Below are 12,444 nucleotides of genomic sequence, written 5' to 3' on the forward strand. Positions count from 1 at the left end.
GCCGCAGGCTTTCTGTAAACGAATTCTTACTATAGCGGCAAATTATTTTCACACCAGACGGACTGAAGCTAATCTCACAGATCGCTGAAATTTAGAGGTTTATCTCGCGGCGTGCGTTCTTCGGGCGAAATGCTGCTACCACCGCCGCCTGCGTTTCCACATAAGGCCCTTCGAGCAATTGGATGCAATAAGGGACGCTGGCAAAAATGCCGTGCACCACCGTCTTGCCCTGCTCATCCTTCACTCCTTCCAGCGTTTCCTTGATCGACTTCGGCTGCCCCGGCAGGTTGATGATCAACGCCTGTTTGCGGATCGCCCCGACCTGGCGCGAAAGAATTGCCGTTGGCACATAGTGTAGGCTGATTTGGCGCATTTGCTCGCCGAAGCCGGGCATCACGCGATCGGCTATCGCCAGGGTGGCGTCAGGCGTAACATCGCGCCGTGCCGGGCCGGTACCGCCGGTGGTCAGCACCAGGTGGCAGCCCATTTCATCCACCAGCTCGCACAGAGTCTGTTCGATAAGCGTCTGCTCATCGGGGATCAGACGGGTTTCCAGTTTAAAGGGCGAGACGAGTGCGGCGGTCAGCCACTCTTCCAATGCCGGAATGCCTTTATCCTGGTAAACACCGCCGGAAGCGCGGTCGGAAACAGAAACCAAACCAATACGTAATATGTCCATGCGTAACCTCTACAGCCTGATGGGTTCACTTCCCATCCTGTTATTAATCCTGAGAGTATAAAGTGTCTGGCCCACCGCCGGGCGCGGCGAGCATAAAAAAAGGCGGCCTAAGCCACCTTTTTCGCGCTGATTGCGGTAATTACAGCAGATCGGCGATCATTTTTTCCAGCTTGCCCTGGTCTACGGCAAACTTGCGGATACCGTCGGTCAGTTTCTCAACCGCCATTGGATCCTGGTTGTGCTGCCAGTAGAACTCAGGCTCGGTCAGCGCAGCAGGGCGCGCTTTTACTTCGCCGGTATAAGCCAGTTTACGCTCCAGTGCGCCTTCGCTCTCTGCCAGTTCTTTCAGCAGTGCAGGGGCGATGGTCAGACGGTCACAGCCGGCCAGTTCGATGATTTCACCCACGTTACGGAAGCTGGCGCCCATCACCACGGTGTTGTAACCGTGCTCTTTGTAATACTGGTAGATCTCGGTAACGGAAACCACGCCCGGATCTTCGTTTGGCGCGAACTCTTTCTTGTCGCCATTGGCTTTGTACCAGTCGAGGATACGGCCAACGAACGGAGAAATCAGGAACACGCCGGCTTCAGCGCAGGCGCGCGCCTGAGCGAAGGAGAACAGCAGGGTCAGGTTACAGTTGATGCCTTCTTTTTCCAGTTGCTCCGCTGCGCGGATGCCCTGCCAGGTAGAAGCCAGTTTGATCAGGATGCGATCGTTGCTGATGCCGGCATCGTTGTACAGTTTGATCAGGCGCTTGGCCTTGGCAACGCTGGCGACGGTGTCGTAGGACAGGCGTGCGTCCACTTCCGTGGAGATGCGGCCCGGAACCAGTTTAAGGATTTCCAGACCAATGTTGACGGCCAGCTTGTCGGCGGCATCGGCGATCTGCTGTTCGCGATCGCTGCTCTGCTCGCGCGCCCAGGCAATGGCTTCGTCAATCAGTTTACGGTATTCAGGAATTTGAGCTGCATTGAGGATCAGCGAAGGATTGGTTGTGGCGTCTTGCGGTTGATACAGCTTCATTGCCGCGATATCGCCCGTGTCCGCAACCACAGTAGTGAGCTGGCGCAGGGAAGTTAATTTATCGGTCATGTTGGCATTATCTCATCGTTTGTGCATGAACTTTTGGCATCGTTCAACCATGCCCTGCCCTGATAATAACATGCGCAAGGCCCGGTGCAAGGCTGGAAAATCGCGGCCAGACGGCGTTGATTTTTTCCTTGGGCGAGCAACCGTTTACGCAGATATCTTTCGTCATTCCCGAGCTAATGAAAAGGCAATAACGTGCTATCGATGAAATGAATTATGTTAAATTCGCGCCCAATGAGGCGAGAGATCCTGAGCCTTGAGACAAATCTCAATTCATCTGAACCCGGCTAATTTCAGCTAAGCTATTGTAAAAACTGACTCAATGTATTTTCACCCGCGGTGGATGCTGCACGGTGTGCGGTAAATTTCATCAAGGAGGGATCCGTGACGGACCTGATAGATTTTATAAACACTGTTTTGTGGGATTCGGTACTGATTTATTTGCTGCTGGGTACGGGCATTTATTTCACCCTCCGCACCCGCTTTATTCAGGTCCGCCATTTCAGCCACATGTTCTCGGTGCTGAAGCACAGCAACAAAAGCGACAGCGCAGGCATCTCCTCTTTTCAGGCGCTGTGTACCACCCTGGCGGCACGTGTCGGGACCGGTAACCTGACCGGCGTGGCGATAGCCCTCACTGCCGGCGGCCCGGGGGCGATCTTCTGGATGTGGGTGGTGGCGTTTATCGGCATGTCCACCTCGTTCGTTGAAAGCAGTCTCGCCCAGCTCTACAAAACCAAAGACGATCAGGGCAACTACCGCGGCGGCCCGGCCTACTATATGGAAAAGGGCCTGGGCATGCGCTGGATGGGCGTGCTGTTCTCCCTTTTCCTGATCATCGCCTTCGGCTTGGTGTTTAATGCCGTCCAGGCCAACTCCATCGCCCGGGCTTCCGCTGTCGCTTTCAACGCGAAGCCGCTGCACGTGGGGATCGGCCTGGTGTTGCTGAGCGGCATCGTGATCTTCGGTGGTATACGTTCCGTCGCGCGCGTGGCCGAACGGGTGGTGCCGCTGATGGCCGGCGCTTATCTGCTGCTGGCTTTCTGGGTGATTGGCCACAATATTGAGCAGATGTCGACGATCCTAACGCTGGTGCTCAAGAGTGCCTTCGGGCTACAGGAAGCGGCGGCCGGTGCCGTCGGCTATGGCATTTCGCAAGCGATGGCCCAAGGCGTTCAGCGCGGTCTGTTCTCCAATGAGGCCGGCATGGGCTCCGCGCCCAATGCGGCGGCCTCCGCGTCACCTTACCCGCCGCACCCCGCCTCGCAGGGCTACGTGCAGATGTTCGGGGTCTTCATCGATACTGTCGTTATCTGCAGCGCCACCGCCGCGATAATTCTCTCGTCCGGGGTGCTGGATCAGCCGGTAGCCAGCGTCAGCGGCATCGATATGACCCAACGGGCGCTGTCCGCCGCCGTCGGCAGTTGGGGAGCCCCGTTTGTCGCCATCGCCATTTTCTTTTTCGCTTTCACCTCGATCATTGCCAACTATGCCTACGCCGAGAGCAATCTGGTGTTCCTTGAGCATAACCACCCGGCCGGGTTGACGATTTTCCGCTGCGCGGCACTGGGCATGGTGATGTTTGGCGCGCTGGCCGAGCTGCCGGTGGTATGGAAAATGGCCGACACCTCGATGGCGCTGATGGCGATCACCAACCTGACGGCGATCCTGCTGCTGTCGCGCGTGGCGCTGAGGCTGGCCAACGACTACCACCGCCAGCGCAAGCTGGGGCAATTGCCCACTTTCGACGCGAAGCGTTTTCCCGAGCTGAAATCCCAGCTTGAACCGGGCGTGTGGGATAAAGGTTAACTTTTACGGGCGCGTCTCGCCTATCAGACCCATTGCCCCTTTTTCTCGCGCTTTTTGCTACAGTATCCGCTCTTGGATAAACAGGATCTGGCCATGCTCGTTATTATTTCACCTGCAAAAACCCTTGATTACGAAAGCCCGCTGGCGACAGAACGCTTCACGCAGCCCGAATTGCTGGACAAGTCGAAGCAACTGATCAAAATCTGCCGCGAGCTGACGCCGGCGCAAATCTCCAGCCTGATGGGCATCAGCGATAAACTGGCCGGCCTGAATGCCGCTCGCTTCAGCGACTGGCAGCCTAAATTCACCCCAGACACCGCCCGCCAGGCGTTATTGGCGTTTAAAGGCGATGTGTATACCGGCCTGCAGGCGCAGGACTTCAGCGAAGAGGACTTTGATTTCGCCCAGCAGCACCTGCGGATGCTGTCCGGCTTATATGGCGTGCTGCGCCCGCTCGATCTGATGATGCCTTATCGGCTGGAGATGGGCATCAGGCTGGAGAATCCCAAGGGCAAGGACTTGTACAGTTTCTGGGGCGAGCAGATCACCAAAAAGTTGAACGAAGCGCTGGAACAACAGGGTGACGACGTGGTGGTCAATCTGGCTTCCGACGAGTACTTCAAGTCGGTGAAACCGGCCAAACTGCACGGCACGCTGATCAAACCGGTATTTCTCGACGAGAAGAACGGCAAATATAAGGTGATCAGTTTCTACGCCAAAAAAGCGCGTGGGTTGATGAGCCGCTTTATCATCAAAAACCGCCTGACGCAGCGCGAGCAATTGGTGGATTTTAACCTGGAAGGCTATGTCTTTGACGAAGCCGGTTCCCAGGGCAATGAACTGGTGTTCAAACGCCCCGAACAGTAAAAAAGAACGCAAAAAAAAGCCGTCGCAATGACGGCTTTCGTTTTTAGGCTGGGCGATTTCAGGCCGGCAGAGCCATCAGGAATTTACGCAACTCGGCGAAACCGGCCGGCAGGCTGTGGGACAGCAGCGGCAAATCGGCACGCAGCGCCAGCGCCTTCGGCAGCGGTAACTCCTGGCCGAGGATCTCTTCTACGCTCTCTTTGAACTTGGCCGGATGCGCGGTGCCGAGGAACAAACCAAACTCCCCTTCCCGCAGTTGATCGCGCAGAGCGCGGTAAGCGATCGCGGCATGCGGTTCTGAGAGATACCCCAATTGCGCCAGTTCCCGCATGGTGTCCCTGGTGGTTTCATCGCTCACCGTAGCGTGGCCCAGATCTTTCAACTGCCAGATTTTACGGCGGAACAGCTCTTCCACCCGCGGCCAGTTGTTCGGCTGGCTAACGTCCATCGCATTCGACAGCGTCGCGACCGTAGCGTGCGGCTGCCACTGACCGTTGGTCAGGAAGCGCGGCACGGTGTCGTTGGCATTGGTGGCGGCGATAAAACGCTTCACCGGCAGGCCCAGCGACTTGGCCAGCAGACCGGCGGTCAGATCGCCGAAGTTGCCGCTTGGCACCGAGATCACCAGTTGATTGCGCGCTTCCTGCGGCAATTGCGCCACCGCTTCGAAGTAGTAGCAAATCTGTGCCAGCAGGCGGCTGATATTGATGGAGTTTGCCGAGTTCAGGTGCAGCGCCTCTTTCAGCTCCTGATCGTCAAAGGCCTGTTTCACCAGCGCCTGGCAAGCATCGAAGTCACCGTCGATCGCCACGGTGTGGATATTGCCGCCCAGGGTGCAGAACAGTTTTTCCTGCAGCGGGCTGATTTTGCCCTGCGGATACAAGATGACCACGCGTACGTTCTTCAGGCCGTAGAAAGCGTGCGCCACGGCGGCGCCGGTATCGCCGGAGGTCGCCGTCAGGATAGTCACCGGCTGATCGCCCGCCACTTCCGCCAGCATCTGCGCCATAAAGCGGCCACCGAAGTCTTTGAATGCCAGCGTCGGGCCGTGGAACAGCTCCAGGCAGGCAATGTCGTCTTCTACTGGCGCAACCGGCGCCGGGAATTCAAACGCCGCCGCCACGCGCTTATGCAGCGCCTCTTCCGATACTTCATCGCCGATAAACGCCGACAGGATGCGGGTGCTGCGGGTGACAAAGTCCTGCTCCAGCAGGTGATCGATTTCGGTCAGTTCGAACTCCGGCAGATCCAGCGGGAAAAACAGCCCTTGCTGTTTGCCCAGGCCCTGTTTGATCGCCTGTGCGAAGCTGACCTGCTCGTTGTGATCCTTAAGGTTGTACAGTTTCATGCGTTATCCCAGTAGTCGTGCGCCTGCGGTATCCAGACGGCAAATATGAACAAAACCTTCGTCGTTTTGCAGATAGTGATTGGTCAGCCAGTCGGCCATGCGTTGTGCGGTGGCGCCGTCGTCACAGACGGCGAACAGCGTCGGGCCGGAGCCGGAGATGCCGCAAGCCAGAGCGCCGATGTCCTGCGCGGCCTTGCGCGCGTCGGCAAAGCCCGGCAGCAGGCGGGTGCGGTACGGCTCGGCAATCACGTCCTGCATCAATTTGGCTGCCAGACGCGGCTGCTGGGTATGGCAGGCATGGATAAAGCCCGCCAGATAGCGACCATGGCTGATGCAGTCCTGACGGCGGTACTGCGCAGGCAGGATAGCGCGCGCTTCGGCGGTGGACACCTTGATGCCCGGGTAGGCCATCACCCACAACCAATCTTTAAAGCAGGGCACTTCCTGGCTGATGAACCCCTCTTCTTCCAACATCAGCTGCAGGCCGCCCAGGTAGCATGGCGCCACGTTGTCGTAATGCACGCTGCCGGAGATGCGGCCTTCCAGCTCGCCCATCAGGCCAAGCAGCGTCATTTTGTCCAGCGGACGATTGCAGAATTCATTCATCGCCATCAATCCGGCGACCACCGAACAGGCGCTGGAGCCCAGCCCGGAACCGATCGGCATGTTTTTCTCCAGCCGCATCGCCACCGGGATCTGCCGGCCTATCTCCTGGCAGAAACGCTCCCAGCACTGGTAGACGATATTTTCTTTCGGATCGTCAGGCAGTTTGCTGACGAAGCGGCCGGCGTTTTGCAGGCTGAACGTTTCGGCGGCTTCCACGCTGACGCAATCGCCCAACAGGGTGCCGTCGATCGGAGACACCGCTGCACCCAGAACGTCGAAGCCGACGCTGACGTTGCCAATTGAGGCCGGTGCATACACCTTAACCATATTAAACTCCCAACTTCCATGACAGTGTGCGCAACAGGTCGGCAAATACCCCCGCCGCAGTCACATCATTACCGGCGCCGTAGCCGCGCAACACCAAAGGTAATGGCTGATAGTAACGGCTGTAGAAGGCCAGGGCGTTCTCACCGTTCTTCACTTTATACAACGGATCGTTGCCGTCTACCGCATCAATGCGCACCTGACAGCGGCCATCTTCGATCACGCCGACGTAGCGCAACACCTTACCCTGATCGGCGGCGTTAGCCACGTTGCGCGCGTATTCCTTATCCAACTCCGGCAAGCGCGCCAGGAAGGTTTCCACATCACCGGAAGCGTCAAAGGACGGCGGCAGCGCCGACTCGACCTCAATGTCCCCCAGTTCCAGTTTGTAACCCGCCTCGCGGGCCAGGATCAGCAGCTTGCGGGCCACGTCCATGCCGGAAAGATCGTCACGCGGATCCGGCTCGGTGAACCCTTTGGCCTTGGCCTCCAGGGTCGCCGCCGACAGCGACATGCCTTCGTCCAGCTTGCCGAAAATAAACGACAGCGAACCGGACAGGATACCGGAGAAACGCGTCAGTTCGTCGCCGGCATTCAGCAGATTTTGCAGGTTCTCGATAACCGGCAAACCCGCGCCGACGTTGGTGTCGTACAGGAACTTGCGGCGTGAGCCGGCAGCGGCGGTGCGCAGCTGTTGATAGTAGTTCATCGACGAGGTGTTGGCCTTCTTGTTCGGCGTCACCACGTGGAAACCATCGGCCAGGAAATCCGCGTATTGGTCGGCAACCGCCTGGCTGGAGGTACAGTCGACAATCACCGGGTTCAGCAGGTGATACTCCTTCACCAGACGGATGAGGCGGCCCAGATTGAACGGTTCTTTAGCCGCGGCCAGTTCCTCTTTCCAACTCTCCAGAGCAATACCGTGCACATTGGTCAGCATGGCTCGGGAATTGGCGATACCGCAGATGCGCAGATCGATATGCTTTTGCTTCAGCCACGGCTGCTGGCGATAAATCTGCTCGATCAAGGCACCGCCGACGCCGCCGACGCCGATGACAAACACTTCAATCACCTGATCGGTATTGAACAGCATCTGGTGGCAGACGCGAACGCCGGTGGTGGCGGAATCGTTGCTGACCACCACCGAGATGGAACGCTCCGACGAGCCCTGGGCAATGGCGACAATGTTGATATTGGCGCGCGCCAGCGCGGAGAAGAAGCGGGCCGAGATGCCGCGCAAGGTGCGCATGCCGTCGCCCACGACAGAGATAATCGCCAGCTTCTCCATCACGTCCAGCGGCTCGAGCAAGCCGTCTTTCAGCTCAAGATAGAATTCGTCTTCCAGCGCACGGCGCGCACGCTGCAGCTCGCTCTGCGGCACGCAGAAGCTGATGCTGTATTCGGAAGAGGATTGGGTAATCAGCACGACCGAAATACCGGTGCGCGACATCACGGCGAACACCCGCGCGGCCATGCCGACCATGCCCTTCATCCCCGGGCCGGAGACGTTGATCATTGCCATGTTGTTCAGGTTGGTGATGCCCTTCACCGGGGTATCGCTATCCACGTTTTCACCGCCGATCAGCGTGCCGGGGGCCTGCGGATTGGAGGTGTTTTTGATCAGGCAAGGGATTTGGAACTGGGCAATCGGTGTGATGGTACGGGGGTGAAGCACGCTGGCGCCGAAATAAGAAAGCTCCATCGCCTCCTGGTACGACATCGACTTCAGCAGCCTGGCGTCCGGCACGGTGCGCGGGTCGCAGGTATAAACGCCGTCTACGTCGGTCCAGATCTCGCAACAGTCGGCGCGCAGACAAGCGGCCAGTACGGCAGCAGAGTAATCGGAACCGTTACGGCCCAACACCACCAGTTCGCCCTTGTCATTACCGGCGGTAAAACCGGCCATCAGCACGATGTGATCCGCCGGGATAGCCGCTGCGGCGATGCGCAACGTGGATTCGGCGATATCTACGGTCGACTCCAGATAATGCCCCTGCGCCAGCAGTTTCTCTACCGGGTTAATCACCGTCACCGGGAAACCTTTGGCGCGGAATACGCCTTCCATGATGGCGATGGAGAGCTTCTCGCCACGGCAGATAATCGCCGCGTTCACGCTGTCCGGGCATTGCCCCAGCAGCGCTACGCCGTGCAGCACCTGCTTCAGTTGGGCGAACTCCTGATCGACCAGGGTTTTCAGGCGATCGTATTCGAAACCTGGCAGAGCCTGCGCCAGGCCGCTCAGCAGGTCGGCGAAGATGCGCTCCGCATCGCTCATATTTGGCAGAATGTCTTGCCCGGCCACCGTTTTTTCAATCATCGCCACCAAGTGGTTGGTGATCTTTGCAGGCGCGGACAATACCGTGGCTACCTGTCCCTGACGTGCGTTACTTTCCATGATGTCGGCAACGCGCAGAAAACGTTCTGCATTCGCTACCGAAGTTCCGCCAAATTTCAGCACTCGCATTTCTGATCTCTCCCGAATTTAAGCCGAAAAAAAAGCCCGCACTGTTTAGGTGCGGGCTTTTTTCTTTTGTTTCCTGTACGCGTCAGCCCGCCCCGTTACCTGTGGTTTCGGTGGTGGTAATAATTGTGATATTCAGGCTGATGTTTCGCATTTTTTCTGTCTGTCTCATTAAATACTCTGTCCCCTCTATTGGTTAAAGCAATCGCTTTCCCAAGTCAAATTATTTCTTGTTTTTGCCCCTTTTCCGCCCCGCTTGGCGAGTGGGCAATGCGATAGCAGAAAAGCCAAATGGCAGAACAAAAAAACAACCTGAAGGCAGTTTTGCAGTGGATCACACTGCATAATGACCAGAGCTTGCAGGTATCACTTTGTGAGCTTTTTTTCGATGTCATGCAGCAACCTGTGCAACATCGCCGTATCCCGTTGTGGCAGAACGCCCAGCCGCTGATGCAGCCAATCGCGCAATTTTTGGTCATCGCTGACCCCCAACGCGCCCAATAATCCTTCGGCGCGCTGACGCAATGCCCGCAACTGCCCTTCATTGGCCATCGTCTCCTGCGGCGCACTGACGTTCATCAGTTCCGACAGTTGATAGCAATACACCATGACCGCCTGGCCGAGATTCAGCGAAGGGTAGTCCGCCTGCATAGGTACGCCTGTCAATAGATCGGCCAGTTCCAGCTCTTCATTGGTCAGGCCGGAATCTTCGCGGCCAAATACCAGGGCAGCCTGATTCACCCACTGGCTGCGCTCGCCCAATTGCCCCAACAGTTGCTGCGGCGTACAGTAATAATGGAAACGCGCACGGCTGCGGGCCGTGGTGGCTACGGTGAAGTCCACGTCCGCTAACGCCTGAGCCAAGGTGGCGAAAGTCTGCACGCCGTCGAGGATCTCCCCCGCCCCATGAGCGACCCAGCGCGCTGCCGGCTGCAGGTGCGCTTCGCTGTCGACGATGCGCAACGAGGTGAATCCCATGGTTTTCATTGCACGCGCTGCGGCGCCGACGTTTTCCGGCCGTGCCGGAGCCACTAAAACAATATGAAGCTGCATCAATACTCCACAGAAAGAGGAATCGCGAGTTTTTGACTGTTCGGGATAGTCTGATTATATTTACAACTGCGCAACAAAAATCCCAAAAATTGCTACAGAGATGTATAAATAGGTTTTTTAACGGATAAATAGAGTGGAATAGATATTATTGCCACTTATGTTTTACTGTTCTTATTAATCAATACGTTAAAATAGCATTCTTATCAATAAGCCCATAATTGTAACCTATTAAGCGCAACAATGCTGAATCGTACACAGAATTTGTGGTTCTGTGACTTAAGCTGGCAGTTCTGTAAGTGTTTTTCACAAAACTGTTAACGTGCTACAATTGAATTTGATATATGTCAACAAAGCGTAGTTTTGTTGGGTGATGAATTCGGCACGCACTGTTATATTGCTGTTAATAGGGTTAGGATATCCGCCGTTTTGGCACCTTTGGGGTGTAAGGAATAACCGCCCCACCAAGCTAGCGATCTTGTTGACATTAGATGGAAAGTGCATCAAGAACGAGTTTACGTACTTTAGTCATTTGGTAAGAGGGAACGTGAGCGCTATCTCTGCCCTCGTCTAAGAAAGCAAAGACTTCTGTACTTCCTATTTTCTATTTTGTTGGCAATTTTAGGTAGCAAATATGCAGACCCCGCACATTCTGATTGTCGAAGACGAGTTAGTCACTCGTAACACCCTGAAGAGCATTTTCGAGGCGGAAGGCTACGTTGTTCATGAAGCCAATGATGGTGCAGAGATGCACAACATCCTGTCTGAAAATGATATCAATCTGGTTATCATGGACATCAATCTGCCAGGCAAAAACGGCCTGCTGCTGGCGCGTGAACTGCGCGAACAGGCCAGCGTCGCGCTGATGTTCCTGACCGGCCGCGATAACGAAGTGGATAAGATCCTCGGATTGGAAATCGGCGCTGATGACTACATCACCAAGCCGTTTAATCCGCGTGAATTGACCATTCGCGCACGCAACCTGCTGTCTCGCACCATGAACCTGGGCAGCGTCGGCGAAGAACGTCGACTGGTAGAAAGCTATAAATTCAACGGTTGGGAGCTGGACATCAATAGCCGCTCACTGATCAGCCCGGCGGGCGAACAATACAAGCTGCCGCGCAGCGAATTCCGCGCCATGCTGCACTTCTGCGAAAACCCGGGCAAGATCCAATCCCGTGGCGAGCTGCTGAAGAAAATGACCGGCCGTGAGCTGAAACCGCACGACCGTACCGTAGACGTAACCATTCGCCGCATTCGCAAGCACTTCGAATCAACGCCGGATACGCCTGAAATCATCGCCACCATTCACGGTGAAGGCTACCGTTTCTGCGGCGATCTGGAAGAGTAATCTCTCCCGCGTTAAAAACGTCAGGGGTTCATTTGAACCCCTGATTTTATTTCGTCTCACCCCAAGGGATGATAGGCACCGCGCTCAGCGCATTTTTCGGTGAACCATCCACCACACGGTCTGAATAGCTCAGATAAATCAGCGCATTGCGGGTAGCGTCGTAGAAACGCACCACCTGCAGCTTTTTGAATACCAGCGACGTCCTTTTCTGGAACACCACCGTCCCTTCCGCCTTGCCGTTTTTGATTTTATCGTTCAGGGTAATCGGCCCCACCTGTTGACAGGAAATAGCCGCATCCGCCGTATCTTCCGCTAATCCCAGGCCGCCTTTGATGCCACCGGTTTTTGCCCGACTGATATAACAAGTTACATTTTTAACATCCGGATCGTCGAACGCTTCCACCACAATTTTGTGGTCCGGACCAAAGAGTTTAAATACCGTATCGACCGACCCTACTTGTTCAGCCTGCGCGCTGTTTACCGTTGCGCAAACTAAACCAAACAAAAATATCCATCCTTTTTTCATTCACTTAACTCCAAGAGCTACCACCTGGAAAAACAGGCTCAGCGATCAATATTGTTTATGTCTTAGGTCACAGAATCGGGATTTTTCTGGTCCGCACTCCTCTTTCTAGCACAGAGCGTGAAAAAAATCTTTGAGAGTCTCGGAGGAAAAAAATTGCTATTATGCGGCGTCGTTATTTCTTTGCGCCCGTTTAAGGTGTGCCCCTGTCCAACTCTTGCGCAACGTGCTGCAAGAAGCAAAGAGTGCTACGCAAAATGGCTCATGGATTGGTCTGATAGCGCAAGCACCTGCGTAATGAATAAACAGTTCGGGTTCCTACCCTAAAGCTCTACG

Annotated in this window: 11 protein-coding genes and 1 other annotated feature; of the genes, 3 read left to right on the plus strand and 8 right to left on the minus strand. The window is 55.8% G+C overall.

The genetic code is table 11. The features are described from left to right. Positions 1-91: 91 nt before the first annotated feature. Both mog and tal read right to left on the minus strand, forming a co-directional pair. Positions 92-679, minus strand: a complete 588-nt coding sequence (gene mog / locus ACUTSW_RS15615; RefSeq protein ID WP_004950007.1) for a molybdopterin adenylyltransferase — start codon at positions 677-679, stop codon at positions 92-94. Between the two features lie 139 nt (positions 680-818). Then, positions 819-1,772 carry a transaldolase gene (tal, locus tag ACUTSW_RS15620; protein WP_004950006.1) on the minus strand — a complete coding sequence of 318 codons (954 nt, stop codon included), beginning with the start codon at positions 1,770-1,772 and terminating at the stop codon, positions 819-821. A gap of 381 nt (positions 1,773-2,153) precedes the next feature. Between tal and ACUTSW_RS15625 the strand changes: the two genes are divergently transcribed. Beyond that, positions 2,154-3,578: an alanine/glycine:cation symporter family protein gene (locus ACUTSW_RS15625; protein WP_445584813.1), complete on the plus strand. Its 1,425-nt coding sequence runs from the start codon at positions 2,154-2,156 to the stop codon at positions 3,576-3,578. A gap of 93 nt (positions 3,579-3,671) precedes the next feature. Next, positions 3,672-4,445: a peroxide stress protein YaaA gene (gene yaaA, locus ACUTSW_RS15630; protein ID WP_062791352.1), complete on the plus strand. Its 774-nt coding sequence runs from the start codon at positions 3,672-3,674 to the stop codon at positions 4,443-4,445. A 58-nt stretch (positions 4,446-4,503) separates the two neighbouring features. Here the strand turns inward: yaaA and thrC are convergent, their stop codons facing one another. From thrC to ACUTSW_RS15655, 5 genes are all read right to left on the minus strand, one after another. Continuing rightward, entirely contained in the window at positions 4,504-5,793 is a 1,290-nt protein-coding gene (gene thrC, locus ACUTSW_RS15635) for a threonine synthase (protein ID WP_004949999.1), read from the minus strand. Positions 5,794-5,796: 3 nt separating this feature from the next. Beyond that, the gene (gene thrB, locus ACUTSW_RS15640) at positions 5,797-6,726 is read right to left on the minus strand and encodes a homoserine kinase (RefSeq protein ID WP_004949998.1); all 930 of its coding nucleotides are present in this window, start codon (positions 6,724-6,726) and stop codon (positions 5,797-5,799) included. Position 6,727: 1 nt separating this feature from the next. Further along, positions 6,728-9,187 (minus strand): bifunctional aspartate kinase/homoserine dehydrogenase I, encoded by a 2,460-nt coding sequence (thrA, locus tag ACUTSW_RS15645; RefSeq protein WP_445584814.1) that lies wholly within the window; start codon positions 9,185-9,187, stop codon positions 6,728-6,730. A 25-nt stretch (positions 9,188-9,212) separates the two neighbouring features. After that, positions 9,213-9,331, minus strand: a sequence feature (Thr leader region). Next, the gene (thrL, locus tag ACUTSW_RS15650; protein WP_071531426.1) at positions 9,270-9,356 is read right to left on the minus strand and encodes a thr operon leader peptide; all 87 of its coding nucleotides are present in this window, start codon (positions 9,354-9,356) and stop codon (positions 9,270-9,272) included. It overlaps the preceding feature by 62 nt. Before the next feature lie 194 nt (positions 9,357-9,550). Further along, positions 9,551-10,237, minus strand: a complete 687-nt coding sequence (locus tag ACUTSW_RS15655; RefSeq protein ID WP_006323532.1) for a tRNA/rRNA methyltransferase — start codon at positions 10,235-10,237, stop codon at positions 9,551-9,553. 631 nt (positions 10,238-10,868) lie between these two features. Between ACUTSW_RS15655 and arcA the strand changes: the two genes are divergently transcribed. Then, positions 10,869-11,585, plus strand: a complete 717-nt coding sequence (arcA, locus tag ACUTSW_RS15660; RefSeq protein WP_004949989.1) for a two-component system response regulator ArcA — start codon at positions 10,869-10,871, stop codon at positions 11,583-11,585. A 46-nt stretch (positions 11,586-11,631) separates the two neighbouring features. Here the strand turns inward: arcA and creA are convergent, their stop codons facing one another. Further along, the gene (creA, locus tag ACUTSW_RS15665; RefSeq protein WP_004949986.1) at positions 11,632-12,111 is read right to left on the minus strand and encodes a protein CreA; all 480 of its coding nucleotides are present in this window, start codon (positions 12,109-12,111) and stop codon (positions 11,632-11,634) included. Positions 12,112-12,444: the final 333 nt, after the last annotated feature.

Source organism: Serratia sp. TSA_198.1, assembly GCF_052686505.1.